Origin of the sequence: Nitrosospira sp. NRS527, from assembly GCF_018406445.1 — a bacterium.
GTDB classification, from domain to species: Bacteria; Pseudomonadota; Gammaproteobacteria; order Burkholderiales; family Nitrosomonadaceae; genus Nitrosospira; species Nitrosospira briensis.
Genome location: NZ_AP024515.1, coordinates 288,270 through 309,306, shown reverse-complemented (window position 1 = coordinate 309,306; position 21,037 = coordinate 288,270). Strand labels below are relative to the sequence as shown.

The 21,037-nt window shown below is 53.7% G+C and carries 20 protein-coding genes; 8 read left to right on the top strand and 12 right to left on the bottom strand.

Annotation, left to right across the window (positions count from 1 at the left end; genetic code table 11):
* Positions 1-133: 133 nt before the first annotated feature.
* Complete coding sequence (locus tag KJS40_RS01430; protein WP_213538780.1) at positions 134-2,011, top strand: potassium transporter Kup; 1,878 nt, start codon at positions 134-136, stop codon at positions 2,009-2,011.
* 138 nt (positions 2,012-2,149) lie between these two features.
* On the opposite strand, the gene KJS40_RS01425 is transcribed toward KJS40_RS01430, so the two are convergent.
* From KJS40_RS01425 to lgt, 7 genes are all read right to left on the bottom strand, one after another.
* Entirely contained in the window at positions 2,150-3,496 is a 1,347-nt protein-coding gene (locus KJS40_RS01425) for a divalent metal cation transporter (protein ID WP_244859645.1), read from the bottom strand.
* Positions 3,497-3,610: 114 nt separating this feature from the next.
* Positions 3,611-3,979: a DUF393 domain-containing protein gene (locus KJS40_RS01420; protein ID WP_213538779.1), complete on the bottom strand. Its 369-nt coding sequence runs from the start codon at positions 3,977-3,979 to the stop codon at positions 3,611-3,613.
* A 66-nt stretch (positions 3,980-4,045) separates the two neighbouring features.
* Entirely contained in the window at positions 4,046-4,387 is a 342-nt protein-coding gene (locus KJS40_RS01415) for a DUF4156 domain-containing protein (RefSeq protein ID WP_036576093.1), read from the bottom strand.
* 244 nt (positions 4,388-4,631) lie between these two features.
* Entirely contained in the window at positions 4,632-4,964 is a 333-nt protein-coding gene (locus KJS40_RS01410) for a YnfA family protein (RefSeq protein WP_025041289.1), read from the bottom strand.
* A gap of 133 nt (positions 4,965-5,097) precedes the next feature.
* Positions 5,098-5,742, bottom strand: a complete 645-nt coding sequence (locus tag KJS40_RS01405; RefSeq protein WP_213538778.1) for an SRPBCC family protein — start codon at positions 5,740-5,742, stop codon at positions 5,098-5,100.
* 53 nt (positions 5,743-5,795) lie between these two features.
* Positions 5,796-6,416 carry a methyltransferase domain-containing protein gene (locus KJS40_RS01400; RefSeq protein ID WP_213538777.1) on the bottom strand — a complete coding sequence of 207 codons (621 nt, stop codon included), beginning with the start codon at positions 6,414-6,416 and terminating at the stop codon, positions 5,796-5,798.
* 14 nt (positions 6,417-6,430) lie between these two features.
* Positions 6,431-7,288: a prolipoprotein diacylglyceryl transferase gene (gene lgt, locus KJS40_RS01395; protein WP_213538776.1), complete on the bottom strand. Its 858-nt coding sequence runs from the start codon at positions 7,286-7,288 to the stop codon at positions 6,431-6,433.
* 330 nt (positions 7,289-7,618) lie between these two features.
* Here lgt and ilvD point away from each other — a divergent pair, with 330 nt between their 5' ends.
* The 5 genes from ilvD (at position 7,619) to KJS40_RS01370 (ending at position 13,215) form a co-directional block, all read left to right on the top strand.
* Positions 7,619-9,292 carry a dihydroxy-acid dehydratase gene (gene ilvD, locus KJS40_RS01390; protein WP_090455845.1) on the top strand — a complete coding sequence of 558 codons (1,674 nt, stop codon included), beginning with the start codon at positions 7,619-7,621 and terminating at the stop codon, positions 9,290-9,292.
* A gap of 27 nt (positions 9,293-9,319) precedes the next feature.
* Entirely contained in the window at positions 9,320-11,371 is a 2,052-nt protein-coding gene (locus KJS40_RS01385; RefSeq protein WP_213538775.1) for a thioredoxin domain-containing protein, read from the top strand.
* Between the two features lie 48 nt (positions 11,372-11,419).
* The gene (locus tag KJS40_RS01380) at positions 11,420-11,731 is read left to right on the top strand and encodes a c-type cytochrome (protein ID WP_090455838.1); all 312 of its coding nucleotides are present in this window, start codon (positions 11,420-11,422) and stop codon (positions 11,729-11,731) included.
* A 149-nt stretch (positions 11,732-11,880) separates the two neighbouring features.
* Positions 11,881-12,636 carry a YdcF family protein gene (locus KJS40_RS01375; protein ID WP_213538774.1) on the top strand — a complete coding sequence of 252 codons (756 nt, stop codon included), beginning with the start codon at positions 11,881-11,883 and terminating at the stop codon, positions 12,634-12,636.
* Positions 12,637-12,798: 162 nt separating this feature from the next.
* Positions 12,799-13,215 (top strand): OsmC family protein, encoded by a 417-nt coding sequence (locus KJS40_RS01370; protein ID WP_213538773.1) that lies wholly within the window; start codon positions 12,799-12,801, stop codon positions 13,213-13,215.
* A gap of 178 nt (positions 13,216-13,393) precedes the next feature.
* On the opposite strand, the gene coq7 is transcribed toward KJS40_RS01370, so the two are convergent.
* Positions 13,394-14,020 carry a 2-polyprenyl-3-methyl-6-methoxy-1,4-benzoquinone monooxygenase gene (coq7, locus tag KJS40_RS01365; protein WP_213538772.1) on the bottom strand — a complete coding sequence of 209 codons (627 nt, stop codon included), beginning with the start codon at positions 14,018-14,020 and terminating at the stop codon, positions 13,394-13,396.
* Positions 14,021-14,046: 26 nt separating this feature from the next.
* A complete protein-coding gene (locus KJS40_RS01360) occupies positions 14,047-15,438 on the bottom strand; it encodes a heterodisulfide reductase-related iron-sulfur binding cluster (protein ID WP_213538771.1) in 1,392 nt (463 codons plus the stop codon).
* 440 nt (positions 15,439-15,878) lie between these two features.
* On the opposite strand from KJS40_RS01360, the gene KJS40_RS01355 reads away from it, so the two are divergent.
* The gene (locus tag KJS40_RS01355; protein WP_213539663.1) at positions 15,879-16,448 is read left to right on the top strand and encodes a TMEM165/GDT1 family protein; all 570 of its coding nucleotides are present in this window, start codon (positions 15,879-15,881) and stop codon (positions 16,446-16,448) included.
* A 15-nt stretch (positions 16,449-16,463) separates the two neighbouring features.
* Here the strand turns inward: KJS40_RS01355 and KJS40_RS01350 are convergent, their stop codons facing one another.
* Positions 16,464-16,907 carry a CBS domain-containing protein gene (locus KJS40_RS01350; protein ID WP_213538770.1) on the bottom strand — a complete coding sequence of 148 codons (444 nt, stop codon included), beginning with the start codon at positions 16,905-16,907 and terminating at the stop codon, positions 16,464-16,466.
* A gap of 419 nt (positions 16,908-17,326) precedes the next feature.
* Complete coding sequence (locus KJS40_RS01345; RefSeq protein ID WP_213538769.1) at positions 17,327-18,541, bottom strand: SAM-dependent methyltransferase; 1,215 nt, start codon at positions 18,539-18,541, stop codon at positions 17,327-17,329.
* A 154-nt stretch (positions 18,542-18,695) separates the two neighbouring features.
* Between KJS40_RS01345 and KJS40_RS01340 the strand changes: the two genes are divergently transcribed.
* Positions 18,696-19,436, top strand: a complete 741-nt coding sequence (locus tag KJS40_RS01340) for a pteridine reductase (protein WP_213539662.1) — start codon at positions 18,696-18,698, stop codon at positions 19,434-19,436.
* 98 nt (positions 19,437-19,534) lie between these two features.
* Here the strand turns inward: KJS40_RS01340 and gatB are convergent, their stop codons facing one another.
* Complete coding sequence (gatB, locus tag KJS40_RS01335; RefSeq protein WP_213538768.1) at positions 19,535-21,025, bottom strand: Asp-tRNA(Asn)/Glu-tRNA(Gln) amidotransferase subunit GatB; 1,491 nt, start codon at positions 21,023-21,025, stop codon at positions 19,535-19,537.
* Positions 21,026-21,037 lie beyond the last annotated feature (12 nt).

Here is a 21,037-nt window from a genome sequence, read left to right as displayed (position 1 = left end):
GCTTGGTCTATGGACGCCGCGCAGGTAGCGAAAATGGCTGCAAACTGACCGCCAGCACTCGCGTAGGCTCGCAGAGCCGCCTGATGAATTATCTGGATTGGATATTGATGCGACAGAATCAATGAGGGCTTCTTTGACATCGCAACATAAGAAAAGTGGTCTCGCTGCATTGACCGTGGCGGCAGTAGGGATCGTTTATGGCGATATAGGCACAAGCCCCCTCTACACCATGAAAGAGGTATTCTCCGAAAAACATGGTCTTGTTCTCAATACCCCCAATTTATTAGGTGTCGTCTCGCTGATTGTCTGGGGCCTCATTCTCATCATATCCCTCAAGTACGTCACCCTCATCCTGCGCGCGGATAATCGGGAAGAGGGCGGCATCATGGCGCTGATGGCACTGGCGCTATCTTCAGTGGGCAAGGCGTCGCGCTGGTATTTCCCGGTAACAGTGATAGGCTTGTTTGGCGCAACGCTGTTCTATGGTGACAGCGTCATTACCCCGGCGATTTCGGTACTCTCTGCAATTGAGGGTCTGGAAGTCGCTACGCCAGTATTGAAACCCTATGTCGTGCCGCTCACTGTAGCCATTCTGGTAGGGCTGTATGCGCTGCAATCCAGAGGTACTGCCGGCATAGGCAGCTTGTTCGGTCCGATCATGCTCGTCTGGTTTTTTACGCTGGCTGCCATGGGTATTGTCAATATCGTTCAAGCGCCGGAAGTTCTGGTTGCGCTCAATCCGTGGCACGCAATCATTTTTTTGAATGACAATCGCTTGATCGCCTTTATTGCCCTGGGTGCGGTGGTCCTGGCTTTTACCGGCGCGGAGGCCTTGTATGCCGATATGGGCCACTTCGGTGCCAAGCCTATACGGCTGGCATGGTTTTCCATCGTATTTCCGGCGCTGGCACTTAATTATCTGGGGCAGGGTGGATTATTGCTGTCCAATCCAGGCGCCGTGAGCAACCCCTTTTTTCACCAACTGGGTGCCTGGAGTACCTATCCCTTGGTTATCCTATCGACAATCGCAACCGTCATTGCTTCGCAAGCGACGATTTCAGGCACCTTCTCGATGACCAGGCAAGCCATAGCACTTGGCTTCCTGCCCCGGATGAAGATCGTGCACACCTCAGCCATGCAGATCGGCCAAATCTATATCCCGATTGTTAACTGGCTGCAACTGACTGCCGTATTAATTGCCGTGACAGGATTCGGCTCATCTTCCAATTTGGCCGCAGCGTATGGAATCGCCGTCACTGCAACCATGCTCGTAACGACGATATTGACCTTCTTTGTCCTGCGCTACCGCTGGAAATATAACCTTGCTTTAACCATGCTTGGCACGGGTTTCTTTCTTGTGATCGATCTTGCATTTTTCTCTGCCAACACGCTCAAAATATTACATGGCGGATGGTTCCCGCTACTGTTGGGACTTTTCCTGTTCGCCATCATGCTGACCTGGAAGCAGGGACGCCAACTGGTTTTTGAGAACCTGAACAAACATGCCATCCCTCTCAAGGATTTTTTGCAGTCACTCTTCAAAACGCCGCCAATGCGCGTGCCTGGCACCGCGATCTTCCTGCATGGTGATATCGATGGCGTCCCCCACGCACTGCTGCATAACTTGGCACATAACAAGGTATTGCATGAGCGCGTGGTGTTTCTGACGGTACGTATGGTTGAAGTTCCCTGGATGCCTATATCCGAACGGGTACAAATAGAAGAGCTTGGCAATCAGTGTTACCAGATCATTATTCAATACGGCTTTAAAGATGAGCCGCACGTTCCACAAGCATTGGAGCTATGCAAGCAATATGGCCTGGAGTTCGAGATACTGGCCACGTCGTTCTTCATCGCACGCCAAACCATTCTCTCGAGTCCAGGGACGGGAATGGCCCGATGGCGGGAGCATCTCTTTATCGGTATGTCGCGTATTGCTCGTGGCGCAGCGGATTACTATCAAATCCCACCTAACCGTGTAATTGAGCTGGGAACTCAGGTCGAGATTTAAGCGTAGGTAGAGGTATTATCCCTTTTTTTGAAGGCCAATAGCTATTCTATTGGCCGAAAAAGCGGTGAAATATGAACCAGCCAGACGCTCTTTCAGCCGATTTCCTTTAAGTCCAACAGGTTGCCAGGATAAGGATTTTTATGCAAATGAGGCTACTGCCATCATAATCACCGCAAGCGCCATCACAGCTGTCGCAAGCCAACCGAGTATCTGGAGGCGAGATGTGACTATAAACTTTCCCATTATTTCCGGTTTCGCGGCCATTGACATCATTATTGCCATGATGGGCACCGCAATAACGCCATTGATGACGGCACTCCAGAACAGTGCTTTGATTGGGTCGATGGAAGTGAAGTTGAGCATCACGCCTAAAAGCGTTGCGGCGATCAGGATCATATAAAAACCCGTGGCCTCCAGGAGCTTGCGGCCCAAGCCAATACGCCATCTGAAGGATTCCGCTACGGCATAGGCAGCCGAGCCTGCGAGAACCGGCACGGCAAGCAATCCGGTACCTACTATGCCTGCCGAAAATAACAAAAACGCATATTCACCTGCTATGGGACGCAGCGCTTCCGCCGCCTGTGCAGACGTCTGGATATCCTTGACACCATGTTGATGCAAGGTGACCGCTGCCGTCAGCATGATGAAAAACGCGATCAGGTTGGAAAATCCCATCCCGATGTAAGTATCCACCTTGATACGCTGAAGATGATCGCGCGCCTGCTCGGGTGCGTCCTTAAGCGGCTTCTCACCTTTTGAGGCCCGTTGTTCCTCTACTTCCTGCGAAGCTTGCCAGAAAAATAGATAGGGACTGATGGTGGTACCGAACACAGCAACAACCGCCACCACATAATCAGTTTCGAAAGAGATGGACGGGATGATTATGCTGCGAAAGACGTCACCCCAAGGAACCTCGACGGCGAAAACCGTGGCGACATAAGCAAAAAGCGACAGCGTCAATAATTTTAATATCGACGCATATCGTGGAAACGGTATGAAAACCTGAAGCACAAGGGACACCACGGCGAACGCCACCCCATACAGATGCGCCGGCCCACCGATCAGGAGCTTGAGTGCTGCAGCCATTGCGCCGATATCGGCAGCAATGTTGATTGTGTTTGCGATCACAAGCAAGCAGACGAGACCGTGCAGGACCCATGGCGAATAATGCTCGCGAATATTGGCTGCAAGCCCATTACCGGTAACTCGTCCAATGCGGGCGCTGACAATCTGGATGCCCACCATAAGGGGGAAAGTCAAGAATGTCGTCCACAGCATCGAATAGCCGAATCCGGCTCCCACTTGCGAGTAGGTAGCAATTCCGCTCGGATCGTCATCCGCTGCGCCGGTGATAAGCCCGGGGCCCAATTTTTTCCAGACCGGGCCGTTATGTAAAACGGAAGTCTCTTCCTCCTTCATGCAGGTTCTCTCGAAGTCGTCGGCCTCTATCGCTCCCGTATGCCTGACAACGAATGGCTGCGCCATTGCGCCAAGCTTGAACTTCGAAGAATGGATCTTTATTTGAAAAAGATAAAGCTCGCCTTTTCGGCACGTTCCCGCCTGAACCGCCTGCCTGAACCACCTGACTAGGCGTGGATATTACCAGTGTCTCTTTGCACGGTTCCAGCGATACAGCAGACGGGCAAACAGATTGTACGCCAATTGCGTAAGTTGCCTGAACATCGGTAAACGCAATAACGCGGCCAACCAGCGCTGACCCGGCGTCTGTGACCACAGACGGGCGAACGCATCGGCGCCTACGCTGAGCTTGCCATCCGCACTCCTGACGTGGAGCCGCTCCCGCACCTGCTCCAGCGACGCGCCTATCTCCTCTACCGCTTCCGGATGAGCATGTACATCGATCCACTGGATGTCCTTGATACCGCACGCTTCCATACGCTTGCGCTGATCCTTGATCCCCGCATTACAAACGGGGCATGCGCTGTTGTAATAGACCTTGCTGGACATTTTCCTCGACCCCATCTATTTCAAACGAAATAGAAACAGAGCCACCTTGAACGCACGCGTCCCGGCTCACTCACAGCGATAGACAACACCCAGGACCGTGGTGTTTGATGTGCCTTTGCTGCCCCATGCGTTGGTATTACTGGAGTCTTGCACCCAAACGTAGTTTCCGCCCATTTTAGATGCCTTGTTACGCAGGTCGTTTCGGGCGCCGATGAGCAGATTTTCGTTTGATGTATAGTCACCGGTAAACCAATTACCCTGAGAGCCGACAACGTCGCCAAGCGCTTTGCAATTGCCGGTTGGTTTTTCAGTCAGAAGCTCAACGGACCTTCCTTCCGGCGTCGGCGAAATCGCTGAACAACCAACAAGAAGAAGAACCGATACCGCGACACCTGTTTTCATGATCATTTTTTCTCCCCTATACGATATTTTTGGTCTTTTGATCATCGTTCGCTGAAACATAGAGTCGCTTATCAGGCAGTTGTAGAGAAGATTTCAGGGTTCCCGTTTGCGCCTGTTTGGAACCGGCTCATAAACAATTTTGAAAAGAAGATTGCAGGTTTCAAGCGTAGTACAAATTCAACCGAGTAATGGCCACCAAAGGCTCCCGATGGTAAGAGATGTAATTCACACTTTTGGACTATGCATGTGATTATGCATGTTTCGGCCCAAACATGATAATGCCCATGCCCGCAAGCGCCACCAGAGACCCTGCCACGTCCCATGCCGTTGGCCTGATACCGTCGACAGCCCAGAGCCAGAGGATCGCAACAAAAATATAGACACCTCCATACGCGGCGTAGGTACGGCCTGCAGCTGTGGGGTGGAGAGTGAGCAGCCATGCGAACAACGCGAGGCTTACGGCAGCGGGTATCAGCAACCAGGCACTCTGGCCCTGATTGAGCCAGAGATAAGGCAGATAGCAGCCTATAATCTCGGCAACAGCCGTAGCCAGGAAAAGAAAAAGGACTTTTAGCTCAAACATATCGGCACCTCAACAATTACATCCGAACGATACCTCTTGCAAACAGAACGTATAAGCTGATCACGGTGCAATGCGCACATTCGAAGTGATGAATAATGCATAACACCGACTGGCGCAGTTTGCTATTTTTCTTTTACTCCCCTTTTGCATTCGCTTCTTGAACGGAACGCTTCCCTACCGCCTTGAAGAGTTCAGGTATGGCGATCGTATTCGACATGTTTGCAACAAAGTCCGGAATCAAACCGCCGGGATTCGTCAGCAGCGTGTAGGTTAGCCGTGTGCGCGTGCCGCCATCAAGCGGCGCCACAAGCCAGGAGCCTTCGTTAAGCTTGATACGCACGACCCCCTCGACCTCGGGTTGCACCTCGGGGACTGCCTCCCACTCAATCTTGAATACACCACTGTTTGAGGCCGTGCCGCGTGTCATCCTGACCCTGAGCAGATAGTCGCGATCACTTACGAATGGCGGCGCTATACGCGCGTAAGTGACAACCTGGCTATTTCCCTTGCGGCTGAGTACGCGTGACTCCTCTACATAAGGCATGAAATCCGGGTAATGCTCGAAGTCGCTGAGAACATTAAAAACAATCGCTGGCCGGACCTCCACCTCGGCAGTTGCCACGATTCTACGACCCTCATCCACATCTTTTACAAAAATGACCAGTTCGCTGGTGCGATGAGCCTCCGTCCAGTCCGGCCCAGGGCTTTTCACGTCGAGCGCCTGCGCAGGTATGGCAGCAAATACAGCGGCGGCGGCAAAAACAGCAATGCAGCGCATGGAACTCCCGATAAATATTGGGTTGACTGCTTCGTCATGTGTAAAGAGTGCTTCTATTCGGCATCCGGCCGGTCTTTGGTCAGGCGAATACTACGGAACCAACCGCCCGCCAGTACCGGCACATCCGTTTCCATTTTCAATTCAGGAACGCCTTCCAGTACCTCTTCAAATATAACATCGAGCCGTGTAACAATATGCTGAGACAGCAGATTCAGCGCTCTTCTCAGCCACGCGGTCTCACCCGGCTTGAGGAACTTGTCGAGTATCAGCACGTGGCCGCCCGGCTTCAGCACGCGCGCCGTCTCTCTCAAACATGAACGCGCATCGGGAACGATCGCCAGAATGAGATGCAACACCACATAGTCGAAGGAAGCGCTGGCAAATGGAAGCGCCATGCTGTCGCCACGAACGAGATTCAAATGCAGATTTCCGATCCGGGGTTTCGCGCGCTCCAGCATGGCGGCGGTAAGGTCCAGACCGGCATAAGCATGGCCTGGGGGGAGATAGGGCAAGTCGAGGCCCGTCCCAATACCGCTGATCAGGATGTTGAGACCACCTTGCCGGGGCTGTTGCGGTAGTTGTGCAAGACTCGCTGCACGCAGGCCGGTGCCTGCAGCCGCAAGAAAAGCGTCGTAAAGCGGGGCGATAATCGTGTAGGAATGACGCAAGGACATGAGAAATTTTCTTCCTAGCTTCGATTCCGCTTTCCAGCTGTAACAAGCTTGGCTGGCTTATCGGACCGCGCGGGCCTCTGCGGCAGGATGGCCTGAGTGCGATAGGCCCAAATAATCATGATTATTCCTGCAACAACCATCGGCAACGATAGCCATTGACCCATGCTGATACCAAGCGTCATTACCCCCATGAAGCCATCCTCCGGTTCGCGGAAAAATTCGGCGGCCGAACGAAATACACCGTAACCGATAAGAAACATGCCGGACACAGCTGCGACCGGCCTCGGTTTCGCCGAATAAATCCATACCAGCGCAAAAAAAGCCAGCCCCTCCAATGCAAACTCGTAGAGTTGCGAAGGATGACGCGGAAGGCTGTCCACATTAGGGAAGATCATGCCCCAGGCGACATCGGTCGGGCGTCCCCACAACTCGGCGTTTATGAAATTACCGATCCGGCCGGCGCCCAGGCCCAGCGGTACTAGCGGCGCAATGAAATCCGTTACGGCCAGCCACGGCAATTTATATTTTCGGGCCAGCAGCGCCATTGCGGATATTACGCCGAGAAAGCCGCCATGAAAGGACATTCCGCCCTGCCAAACCGCAAGGATCTCCAGCGGATGCTGTAGATAATAGCCGAACTGGTAAAATAATACATGACCCAGGCGGCCGCCCAATATCACGCCCAACACACCGTAAAACAGCATGTCGTCGAGCATGGCGCGTGTGAATACGCCTTGAGGGTTATGCTTGATGCGATGACGCCCCAGCAGGATGAACGACGCGAATCCGATGAGATACATAAGTCCGTACCATCGAATGGCAAGCGGCCCGAGATGGATGGCGATGGGGTCGAACTGCGGGTGAACGAGCATGGGCTTCCGCTTTTTTGAGGTAAAATAACTGTTGATTCGGCGAGCGGACAATATAGCCGCTTCATCAGCGATAGCGGCAAAGGCCGGTATCCAAAGCGTACCATATAAAATTTATTTGCCGGCTGTATGGATTCGGCTAGCCAGGATCACGAAACGCGCGGTTTCTCTCCGGGCAATAATTATACATACGGCCAATCGCTATTAACCGCAGAGGACATATAAAAAGAAAGTGCTTCTTTTTATATCATCGATCAAGGCTAATCACTTCCGTTATGCTCCCCCGCGACTCGGGGGCTTTTCAAAGTTTATCAATATTCTCAAGGAGTATTCATGTCAGACAATCAACGCAGCCGCGCGATAACCCAGGGGGCACAGCGTTCCCCCAACCGCGCCATGCTGCGGGCGGTCGGCTTCGGCGATAAAGATTTCGACAAACCTATCGTCGGCGTGGCTAACGGTTTTTCCACCATTACCCCCTGCAACAAGGGACTGAACGAGTTAGCCCTTAATGCCGAGCGTGCATTGAAAGAAGCGGGGGCGATGCCGCAAATGTTCGGCACGATCACCGTATCCGATGGCATCTCCATGGGCACGGAAGGAATGAAGTACTCGCTGGTGTCGCGCGAAGTGATTGCGGACTCGATCGAGACAGCGGTGCAGGCAGAAAGCATGGATGGAGTCATTGCAATCGGGGGTTGCGACAAGAACATGCCGGGCGCAATGATTGCAATGGCGCGCATGAACGTTCCCGCCATTTTTGTGTACGGCGGAACCATCAAGCCCGGCCATTACAACGGCAGGGATCTCACCATTGTGAGCGCCTTCGAAGCTGTCGGACAGTATACGGCGCACAAGATAGACGAGAAGGAATTGCTCGAGGTGGAGCGCCGCGCCTGCCCCGGCGCCGGTTCTTGCGGCGGCATGTTTACCGCCAATACCATGTCGTCAGCCTTCGAAGCGATGGGAATGAGCCTGCCTTACTCTTCCACCATGGCGGCAGAGGATGACGAAAAGTACGTGAGTGCCGCCCGCTCTGCGGAAGTCCTGGTGGATGCCATCAGGAAGCAGATCCGCCCGCGCGACATCATCACGAGAAAATCGATCGAAAATGCCATCGCCGTGATTATGGCGGTGGGTGGCTCAACCAATGCCGTCCTGCATTTTCTGGCCATTGCCCATGCGGCGGAAGTAACGTTGACCATCGACGATTTTGAGCGCATGCGCGGCAAGGTGCCGGTGCTGTGCGATTTGAAGCCCTCGGGACGGTATGTCGCCACCGATCTGCATAAAGCGGGAGGCGTTCCCCAAGTAATGAAAATGTTGCTTGAACACGGCCTGTTACATGGCGATTGTGTAACCATAAGCGGCCAGACCGTGGCGGAAGTATTAAAGGATATCCCGTCGACGCCGCGCAAGGATCAGAATGTCATTCGGCAATGGGAAAATCCCATGTATGCGCAGGGTCACCTCGCCATACTCAAGGGTAATCTTGCTACCGAGGGCTGTGTAGCCAAAATCACCGGGGTGAAAACACCAAAAATTACCGGCCCGGCACGCGTATTCGAATCTGAAGAAACCTGTATGGCGGCCATTCTTGCACGGCAGATCCAGCCCGGCGACGTCGTCGTGATACGCTACGAAGGCCCCAAGGGAGGCCCTGGAATGCGCGAAATGCTTTCCCCCACCTCCGCCCTTATTGGAGAAGGTCTGGGAGATTCGGTCGGGCTCATCACCGATGGCCGCTTCTCCGGAGGCACTTATGGGATGGTGGTCGGCCACGTGGCACCTGAAGCTTTCGTGGGCGGCACTATCGCGCTGGTGCATGAAGGCGATTCCATTACCATCGACGCCGAACAGCGGCTGCTGCAACTCAACGTCTCCGGAGAAGAACTGTCACGGCGCCGCGCCGAATGGAAGCCGCCGCATCCGCGTTATACGCGCGGCGTCCTTGCTAAATATGCGAAATTGGTTTCGAGCGCCAGCCGGGGAGCAATAACAGATTAATCGCAAGCTTCTCCGCGTGGTCCAATCATGCTCAACCATCTCTCCGGTGAGACCAGTCCTTATCTGCTTCAACATGTGAACAACCCGGTGGACTGGTATCCCTGGGGAGAGGAAGCGCTGGCACTCGCTCGTGCGCAGAATAGGCCGATACTGCTCTCAATCGGCTACTCGGCCTGTCACTGGTGCCACGTCATGGCGCATGAATGTTTCGAAGACGCGCAAGTTGCCGCGGTGATGAACCAGCATTTCGTGAATATCAAGGTAGATCGCGAAGAGCGTCCTGATATCGACCAGATTTATCAGATAGCCCTTTACATGCTGACCCGGCGTAACGGCGGATGGCCGCTGACGCTATTTCTGACACCGGATCAGAAGCCATTCTTCGGCGGCACGTATTTTCCTAAAGCACCTCGGCACGGCCTGCCGGGTTTTCTCGATTTATTGCCGCGCGTGGCAGAGACATATCATGTCCGAGGTGAGGAGATCGAGCGGCAAGGCGAATCGCTGCTGAAGTCGTTTGCCAACATGCTTCCGTCAGGAAACCCGGAAGCACCGGCATTTTCGGAGCAATCGCTCGACCAGGCGCTGGCGGAGCTGGAAAACCGCTTCGATTCAGTCAATGGCGGCTTTGGGGATCCCCCAAAATTCCTCCACCCCACGGAACTGGAGTTTTGTTTGCGCCGCTACTTTGCCGCAGGGAATGCCCAAGCCTTGCACATGGCATCCTATACCCTGCAAAAGATGGCGGAGGGCGGCATCCATGATCAATTGGGCGGCGGCTTCTGCCGCTACAGCACCGATAAGTACTGGCATATTCCGCATTTCGAGAAGATGCTTTATGACAACGGACCATTACTGCGACTCTACGCCGATGCGTGGCTCGCCACCCATAATCCCCTGTTTGAACAGGTGGTGAAGGAAACAGCCGCATGGGTAATGCGGGAGATGCAGGGTGGAGGAACCATCGGCGGTGGTTATTACTCGACCTTGGATGCCGATTCCGAAAACGAGGAAGGCAAGTTCTACGTGTGGGACCGCGATGAGGTGGCGCAAACCGTGTCACCGGAAGAATATGCCGTGGTTGCGCCCTATTACGGCCTTTTGGATAACCCTAATTTCGAGCACAAGCACTGGAATCTGGAAATCGCACAGCCGCTTGCGGCCTTGGCCGTGAATGCCGGCATCAGCCGGGAGGAAGCGCAACAAAGGCTCGCATCGGCGCGGAGCAAACTTTTCCGCAAACGGGAATTGCGCGTGCATCCTGGCCGTGACGAAAAAATTCTCACCAGCTGGAACGGACTGATGATTAAGGGAATGGCGCGCTGCGGCCGTGTATTCGAGCGGGACGATTGGGTGCAATCAGCCGCCTGTGCGGTTGATTTCATTCGCTCCACGCTATGGAAAGACAGCCGCCTGCTTGCCACCTACAAGGATGGCAAGGCACATCTCAACGCATATCTCGACGATTATGCGTTTCTTTTGGATGGGCTGCTGGAACTGATGCAGGCTGAGTTTCGTCAAGCTGACCTGGAATTTGCCGTTGCGCTGGCAGAGGTGTTGCTGGAGCAATTCGAGGACAAGCAGGCGGGTGGTTTTTTCTTTACCAGCCATGATCACGAAAAACTGATATATCGTCCCAAACCTGCTCACGACAACGCTATGCCTTCAGGCAACGGCGTGGCAGCGCATGCTCTGCAGCGGTTAGGGCATCTGCTCGGAGAATTCCGCTATTTGCAGGCAGCAGAGCGCACGCTGGGCTTGTTCTATCCTGCCATTTCCAGCTACGCGAGTTCCTGTTGCAGCCTGCTGACGGCATTGGAGCTATCGCTGACGCCACCGCAAATCATCATCCTGCGCGGTCAGCGGCACGCGCTGGCAGAATGGAAAAATGCGTTGCGGTGCATTTCCCCCTGCACCCTTGTATTTGCATTGCCTTTGGAACTAGTCGGGCTACCGCCGAGTCTGAATAAACCGGTAGCAACAAGTAGTGCTGTCAACGCCTGGGTCTGCCACGGCGTTAAATGCTTACCGGATATCTCTGACTTGCAGCAATTGCTGAGCGTCTGCAAAATGAGGTAAGATAGGTCCGCCTTTCTAAAATTAATCAACGGATAAAGGAGCGAGAGTATGAAAGCTGTCTGGATAGGAATGGTTGCGGCATCAGCCCTGTTAATGGTGGGCACCGCGCAAGCAAACGCGGACCTGGCAAAAAGTAGTGGCTGCCTGAATTGCCACACGGTGGACAAAAAACTGGTTGGACCTGCGTTAAAGGATATCGCCGCCAAGTATAAAGCTGACCCGGCTGCCGCAGACAAGCTGGCAGTGAAAATACAGAAGGGAAGCCAGGGAGTCTGGGGTCCGATTCCAATGCCGCCGAATTCAAAGGTTAATGATGCCGATGCCAAAACTCTGGCACAGTTTATTCTGTCGCTCAAATAAACCCGGGTTGAGTTAAAAAAAGCCGGCGCTTGATGTGCCGGCTTTTTTGTTTGCCATTGCGCAAAGCTGTGGCGTGGAGTAAAGATGCTTTCCTGCAATTTATTCCGAATTATAAAAAATGCTTTTGTGTGCTTGTTCATGGGTAACACATGAGCTGGTTCGCGTCCAACCTGCTGAGCGCATTCCTGATGCCGCCGTTCAGCGTTATTCTTTTAGGCGCTGCAGGGATTTTGCTTCTGAAACGTAGGCCGGAGTTAGGTAAGCTTATGGTATTTTCAGCGCTGATCTTGCTTTATTTGCTGTCCATTCCGTTCGTCGCCGAGGCCCTTCTGCAAAGACTGGAGACGCCGCCCGGACGCATTCCGTTTGATAACGATGTGCAGGCAATCGTGGTACTGGGTGGCGGCACATACTACCATGCGCCGGAATATGGCAGCGATACTGTCGGCCGCTATAGCCTGCAGCGCATACGCTACGCGGCGGAACTGCACCGCCGCACAGGCAAACCCATCCTGGCGACGGGCGGCACTCCGCTGGGAAGCAAATCATCCGAAGCGGCGCAAATGAAAGCGGTACTGGAAAAGGAGTTTCAGGTTCCGGTCAAGTGGACAGAAGGCGCTTCGCGAAACACCCGTGAAAATGCCTACAAGAGCTTCGCGATACTCAACAGGGACGAGATCAGGCGGATCGCACTCGTTACTCATGCCTGGCACATGCCGAGAGCGGCCAGGGAATTCGAACAGGCCGGCTTCAAGATTGTCCCTGCTGCGACTGCATACACTACCCGCTATAAAACGGATATATTCGCATTCATTCCCACGGCGGCCGCGCTGCAAAAAAGCAGCCTGTTCTTCCATGAAGTCATCGGCATAGCGTGGTATCGGCTGACGCTGGCTTCCGGGTAAACGTCGTTCTTCGAACGAAGCTGCGATTTACTCGTGCATGTTCGCAGTGCGCCGCAGTGCAATAAGCCAAGCGATCGCGTCGCTGATCAGCAACTTATGTTATTCGCTGTTGCCTGGAACCAGGATTAAAATAACATCTGGATACTTTTTGGAAAAACCAGCATGAAAACACGTATTAAATGGAACGATGGCATGAGTTTTCTGGCTGAATCCGGCAGCGGCCATGTCGTACTGATGGATGGGCCACCGGAAGCCGGCGGCAAAAATCTCGGGCCGCGTCCGATGGAAATGTTGCTGATGGGGACCGGCGGTTGCGCAGCTTTCGACGTGGTGCTGATTCTGCAGAAGAGCCGTCAGGATATCAGCGATTGCGTGGTGGAAATCGAGGCGGAACGGGCTCCACAAGAACCCAAGGTATTCACCCATATTCATTTCCATTTTATCCTGACCGGAAAAAAGCTGAATCCCCAGCAAGTAGAGCGGGCGATCACCCTTTCCGCAGAAAAATACTGCTCAGCTTCGATAATGCTGGGAAAAACGGCGAAACTGACACACGACTTTGAAATCGTGGAGAGCTGAAGAGCCTTCGTTAAACCTGAATGCCGCAGGTTGGAAGAGCAGTCGGAAGGGGTAGAGTGGGCCTCACCAAAAAGGTGAGGTTCATGAGCACAAAAACTCTTCCGGGTGATGGCGTTGAATTGATAAATGAGCTGAAAAATGAGCGGTCAACTGCGGGATGCAGGTTCAAGCCTTTGGTTCAAACCCAATATGCCGTTTTCGTCATCACTTTAGAACCCAGCTTCATCATCAGCTTCACAGGCATGGGCAAATCCACGCCACCCTGAGACATGGCGGCGGTAGCGTGACCCGCTTCGTCAATTTGCATTTGGGCGACGATGGCGCGGCTTTTCCCGTCGTTATGCGGCAAGCGTTTTAAATGTCCCGCCAGGTGGGATGTCACCTGGCGTTCGGTTTCCGCAAGAAAACCAAGGTTCCACTTATCGCCGAGAGTGCCCGCCAACGCGCCCATGGCGAGTGATCCACCATACCATAACGGATTCAACAGGCTCTTGCGCCCGCTTAATTCCGCAATACGCCGCTCGGTCCAGGCAAGATGTTCGGTTTCCTCGCGCGCCGCCTGCGCCAGGGTATGTTGCACCTCTACATTACGTGCAGTCAGCGCCTGTCCCTGATATAGCGCTTGCGCGCAAATTTCGCCGGTATGATTGATGCGCATCAGTGCGTTGGATTCACTTCTCTCCGAATCGCTCAATTCGACTTCGGGCAGCCCAGCCCCCGGGACGGGCCGCAGTGTTTGTGCCGGCGTCAACAGCGTGCGCAGTGCGTGATCGAAACCGATAATGAATTTATCCAGATTCGGCATGGTAGTCCTAAGCAAACGATACTAAATTAAATTCGAGAGGTTACATTCATCTGCCGCGCTATGAGCGTAACTGGATGCAACACTTCAATTACTGATCCGGCTTCGCGCAGCGCGCTTGCAACATGCATGGCACAACCCACATTTGATGTGGCGAGATAACGAGCCCCGCTTGCATTTACTGCGGCGATTTTATCATGCAGCAGCACTTTTGCCACCTCCGGCTGATCGAGAAAATAGGTCCCAGCGGCGCCGCAGCATTGATCGTTTCCAGCCAGCGGAGCAATCTCCGCGCCAGGAATGCGCGCGAGCAGCGCATAAGAAGAGGCGGAACTGCGCAACACATTGCGTAAACTACAGGGTTCGTGCACTGAGATTTTATGCGCCAATGGCGCTAGCGTTATGCCATCCCATCCCTCAGCTATTGCCAGAAACGCACTGATATCCATGACCTTGGCCGAAAACCGCTTGCTCGGCAGCATGTCCGCGGCGCGCCCATTCCCAGCTTCCCATTCTGCCGCAGACTCTTTTGAGCCTGGCGATGGGGACAAAATGGGATACTCCGCCAACTGCACGCCGCAACCCGACGCCGTGCTGATAATCGCCTCCAGATTCAGCCCATCGAAAGCACCGATGTTCCGATGCGCAAGTTGCGCCGCCGTTTGCCTGTCACCGCTATGCTGGTGCAAGGCACCACAGCAGGTCTGCGCGGGCGGCACATGCACCGCGTAACCCAAACGATTGAGGACGACTATTGTCGCGTTGAGCGTTGCAATATCCGTCAGTCGTGCCACGCAACCGAGGAACAGGCCGACTTCTCCGCGCGGCTGTCCGGTAGCGGGATAAACTGCTTGCCATGATCCCGAGAAATTTGACCCACCGGACAAAGAGTAGGGTTTTTCGATGCGCGGCAACTGCGCTTCCAGCAAAATCAGCTTCGTTTTTCCCCGTAAACCGGACTTACGCAACAGCTTCTGCATACCGCTTCGCTGATAAAAACGTAAGAGGGGACGCAACGTATCGATACGCGTGGGTTTGCCGATTATTTCATGCTCTACCCACCGGCGAAACCAGGATTTTGGGGTCTGTGTACTTCCTACCAGCGGTTTGGATGGGGATGCCATCATCGCACGGGTCCCGTCTATCAGTTGTCCAAAACGCACATGGTTGGGACATGCGGACTCGCAGGCGCGGCAGGTGAGACACCGGTCAATGTGCAGCGCAAAGCGCTCGTTCATTGGAATACGCCCGCCGGCAACCCCGCTCATCAGAGCGATGCGCCCTCGAGGCGAGTCAGCTTCCGATTGTGTTACGCGATAGGTGGGGCAATGCGGCAGGCATAGACCGCATGCAACACAACGGTTGGCTTCGGCGATCAGCGAATCCAGAGAAAAATCGGACGGAAGATCAGTGGGTTTCATGATCGCATCGACCCAAAAAAGGCCGTAGACACATTTTTCATGTTTTTGCTGGCGCTGCTGACATTCGGAGAGTCTAGCAGCCTGTCGGACTTAAAGGAAATCGGTTGCAAAAGCGTCTGGCTGTTTCATATTTTGCCGCTTTCTCAGCCAATAGAACAACTATTGGCCCTCAAAATCTGTCCTCACCCAGTCACTTTTTCGCTGCGATTCTTCAAGTCCGACAGGCTGCCAGCCCCTTAGTTAATAAGACAGGTGAAGGATAGCGATACCGGATTCTTTCATGGCTGGAAGCATCCGCTGGAAGAGTATCCTGCCGGAAATTGTTCAGTTTCGGGAAGGGCCGATGCTTATCAGGCATCAATTACTGGAGAGAGCACGTGGTTTAGGACAACAAAACCACGCTACAATTTCCGGACCTCCATTTTTGATACACTGCCCCTATCTTGGAAGCATTTTTTACCTCCACCGTGCTGGTAGCGCTGGCTGAGATCGGCGACAAGACTCAGCTTCTTTCATTTGTACTTGCAGCCAAGCTACGGCAGCCCTACCCGATAATGGCCGGTATCTTCGTGGCCACGCTATTCAACCATGCGCTCGCGGCGTCGGTCGGCGCATGGCTGGCGAGCCTGATCTCCCCCCAATTTCTCGGCTGGGTCGTCGGGCTATCGTTCATCGGATGCGGGCTTTGGGCGCTCAAGCCAGATGCACTGGAAGGGAATCCGCGCTTTTTTAGCACTGGGGCATTTGTCACCACGCTAATTGCTTTCTTTCTGGCGGAGATGGGAGACAAGACGCAACTGGCAACAGTGGCATTGGCCGCCCGCTATGATGCGCTGATAGCGGTTGTGTTGGGAACCACGCTTGGCATGATGCTTGCTAACGCACCGGCCGTCTGGATGGGCAAGGTACTTGCGGATCGCATCAATATGACAATGATGCGATGGTTCGCGGCTGCGTCATTTTTGCTGCTGGGAATATGGTCACTGGCGGGCGGGGCAGCACCTCATTGACGTACCATTGACATATTAATCCGGTCCGGTAATTCCGTATATGTAACGTTCGAGCTGATGAATGACGAACTCGCGTCCGGAAATGGCGTCCTTGACCAGATCGCCGATGGAAACAATACCGACCACTGCATTGTTTTCAAGTACGGGCAGGTGCCGTACCCGTATCGCGGTAACCAATGCCATGCAGTCTTCTGCCGAATAGTCGGGGGTTACATATGCCACTTGCGAAGTCATGATTTCCTTAACCGGGATATCTTTCGCGGATCTATCCAGCAGGTATGCCTTACGCGCATAATCTCTTTCAGTAAAGATACCGGCCAGTTTTCCATCCTGTAGCACCAGCAATGCACCGATGTTTTGTGCAGCCATCAATTGCATGGCGTCGTATACGGATTTGTCCGGCTCGATGCTCGCATATTCGAACCCCTTGCCCTGCAGTAATTGCCTCACGGTCGCCACGACATATTCCCCTATCCGAGTTTCGAATGTTCAAAAACTTCTTTATCAGTTGAGTTAACCTAAATCCGGCAGTCGGACGGGGTGAAGTGTACGGTTTTTGGGGTGCAGGGCAAGGCGCAACGACGCGGAATAGTCGTTCCATTCCAAGAAGTTGCAACGCAGCCATGTGCCCCAAAAACTGTGCAATTCACCCCGTAGCGCCCTCACCCGGAAGGTGAGCGTCAAATAATATGAAATATTGTTATTAATCATAACACTGATCTATCAAATGAGCGGTCAACTACCGGATTTAGGTTTAATCATAGCATGCGAGGGGAAAAACCTGGGGCTGCTTCCCTACTTCAAATAGTCCACTGGGTTGCAGACAAGATAGCCCCTGTTATTCGCAACCGCAGCGTTCCAGCCTCAGCGCGCATGCGCTACAACATACGGCTTTTATCCCCGCTGCCGAATCCGATCAGTGACTGGTGGATATGCTTGCCGAATGCGATGACTTTGAACAGCTCACCCATTTCTGCCGGGCTCACCAGCTTTTGCAACTGGTTCGTCAGCGGTAGATAGTCCCTGGTGTTCTCCGCTCGGGTTTGCGCCAGAATCTCGGTTACCCCGCAGTTGATGAGAAAATATGCCTGGGTTGTATAACCCCGCAACTCCAGCCCTGAACCGATAGCGGCGCTGGCGACAGAGCTGAAATCAACATGGCTGGTGATGTCCTGCAAACCCGGCAGATAAAAAGGATCGTCGTGGGCTAGATGGCGATAATGACACATCAGTGTGCCGCAAGCTCGCTGGGGATGGTAATACTCATTACGTCCGAAACCATAGTCAATCAATATGATTGCACCCCGTTGCAAAACAGCGGCAAGGCTATGCATGAAATGGCGCGCGGAAAGATTGATCTCGCTGACATACTCGCTGATATCGTTGCCAACACCACGGTTGACGTCGCCACTCGCAGCATCCGCCTGAGGATTCAATTCACGAGCAGTCTCAAAAAGGACTCCCTCTACAAGAGGACGATCGCTCCATGCAAAATCGTCCCCTTTTATCATCACGCCACGCTCGAACAGATCAGCTCCATGCCAGGCAACCAGATGTACCGGCATGGCGTCGAGTACCTCATTGGCAAGTATCAGCCCATCGAATGCGGGAGGCAAATGTTCCAGCCAGGCAACTCGCGGCGCGAGATGCGGCGCGAATCTCTCAAATAATTCCCGCTGTCGCTGTTGTAGTTCTGCACTGACTTCAAGAATAAAATACCGGCGGGGCAAGCTGCCGAGTTTTTCCAGTTCAAGCAGTAAATCGAGCGCGAGTTTGCCCGTACCCGCCCCGAATTCGAGAATATCCGCATGATCATCCACGAGTTCAAGAACCTGCGCAGCCTGCCGCGCCAGGGTTCTACCGAATAACGCAGAAATTTCCGGGGCGGTGACAAAATCTCCCGCTTCGCCGAATTTTGCCGCACCCCCGCTGTAATAACCCATGCCCGGTACGTATAAGACTAATCTCATGTAATGTTCGAATGAAATCCAGCCGCCAGCGGCAGCAAGTTCGGCATGGATGAGTTCTTTCAAGGCACGGCTGTGCCGGAGAGCCGCTTCGCTCGGTATAGGGAGTGCCGGTAGTGGCTGCATTGGCTCTATGCTACTCTGTAATATAAGATCGTCTATCAAATGGAGGCATCGTCTTTCTCGCTAGCGGGAATCCAGCGATCTTCTGTAAGCTCTATTTGAGAGCCGCTATGAATGATAAAAATTGAATCGATTCGTAAGTGTAGAGGAGATAGCGATGCAAGGGAAAGTGATACTCGTCACGGGGGGCGCCAGACGCGTGGGTGCGGCCACCTGTCGCAGATTGCATGCGCAGGGCGCAAATCTGCTGGTGCATTACCGCGCATCGGAGGCAGCCGCTCGGGCCTTGCAGACCGAACTTAATCAGGCACGGCCCGGCTCGGTGGCGCTGGCTCAGGCCGACCTGCTAGATATCGGGCGGCTGCCCGACTTGATCGACGAGACCATAAAGCATTTCGGAAAACTCGACGCACTTGTCAACAACGCTTCCAGCTTTTTCCCTACTCCTCCGGGAGAAATCACGGAGAACATGTGGAATGATCTGATCGGCACCAATCTGAAGGTCCCTCTGTTTCTGTCGCAGGCGGCGGCGCCGCAACTCAGGGAACATCATGGCTGCATCGTCAATATTGTCGATATTCACGAGAAATGGCCGCTGAAAGGATACGTGGTGTACAACGCTGCAAAGGGCGGCTTGGCCTCGCTTACCCGATCGCTCGCGCTGGAGCTTGCGCCCGAAGTCCGGGTAAATGGCGTTTCTCCCGGTCCCATTCTATGGCCTGAAGAGGGCGAGTGGGCAGATGAAGCGTCTCGCCAGCACATCATCGGCAGGACACTGCTCAAGCGAACCGGTGAGCCGGATGACATCGCCAGAACGGTGGCTTTCCTGATTGCGGACGCGCCTTATATTACCGGCCAGATCATTGCCGTGGATGGAGGACGTAGCGTTAATCTGTAGGTAGAGACGAAGGCTGAGAGGAGGGTATAAAGCGCTTAAATCGGAACTTTCGATAATACATGGTTGGGGTAAGCGTAGCGCAACCCAACATCTAATCATCAGGCCAGCTTTTTTCTCAATATTTCGTTTACCTGTGCTGGGTTCGCCTTGCCTTTGGCGGCCTTCATCACCTGGCCGACGAGTGCATTAAAGGCTTTTTCCTTGCCGGATCTAAATTCTTCAACAGATTTCGAGTTGGCGGCAATAACCTCGGCGATGAGTTTGTCCAGTTCGCCTGAATCCGAGATCTGCTTCAATCCCTGCGATTTGATGATTTCGTCAACAAGGTTCTCGTTCGGCTCCGAATCATGGCGCTTCCACCCTCCAGCTTGCTCACCGGATTGGGTCCACATTTGTCTCAATACTTCCTTCCCGATCTTTCCCGAGATGGTGCCATCTTTGATACGCCCTAGAAGTTGCACGAGTTGTGCCGGAGACAGCGGGCAATCATCAAAGAGCTTTCCTTCATTATTGAGATAAGCGGATATTTCGCCCATTATCCAGTTTGCGCAGAGTTTTGGATCAGATGGAAGTTTATCTGCAACTGCGTCGAAGTACTCTGCAATCTCCCGATCGGCCGTCAGCGCCGCTGCGTCATAAGCAGAAAGTCCATAGTCGCGCTCGAGGCGCGTTCGCATTTGCTGTGGCAGTTCCGGTAGCCCGCTCTTCACTTCCGCAATCCAGCTTGCAGGGATTTCCAGCGGCAACAAGTCCGGATCGGGGAAATAACGGTAGTCCTGCGCATCTTCCTTGCTTCGCATGGCACGGGTTTCATCCTTTGCAGGATCGTAGAGGCGGGTTTGCTGATGGATGATGCCGCCATCTTCCAGGAGCGCTATCTGGCGTCGGGCCTCGTAATCGATAGCCTTCTCGAGAAAACGGAACGAGTTGAGGTTCTTTATTTCGCAGCGAGTGCCAAGCTTGTCCGACCCTTGTGGACGTACGGATACGTTGGCGTCGCAGCGAAAGGAACCCTCCTGCATATTGCCGTCGCAGATACCGATCCACCGTACTAGCGAATGCAATGTTTTGGCATACGCTACGGCTTCGGCGCTGCTGCGCATATCCGGTTCGGAAACGATCTCCAGCAGGGGGGTACCGGCACGATTGAGATCAATGCCCGTCATGCCGTGAAAATCCTCATGCAGGGACTTGCCCGCGTCTTCCTCCAGATGTGCCCGAGTAAGCCGTATCGTTTTCTCGCATTCCTTTCCATCTTGGGCAGACCGAATCCGGACCACGCCGCCTTCAACAACTGGCAGTTCATATTGACTAATCTGATAGCCTTTGGGGAGATCGGGATAGAAATAGTTCTTTCGGGCAAAAATTGACGGCGAATTGATTTTTCCCCCAACCGACAGACCCAGTTTGATTGCCCGCTCGACCGCGCCGCGATTCAATACCGGCAGCACGCCCGGCAGTGCCAAATCGACGGCGCAAGCTTCTGCGTTGGGTGCCGCGCCGAAGGCGGTCGAGGCGCCTGAAAATATTTTCGAGTGGGTCGAGAGCTGCGCATGGACTTCAAGACCGATAACGATTTCCCATTGCATTGCGAGAATTCC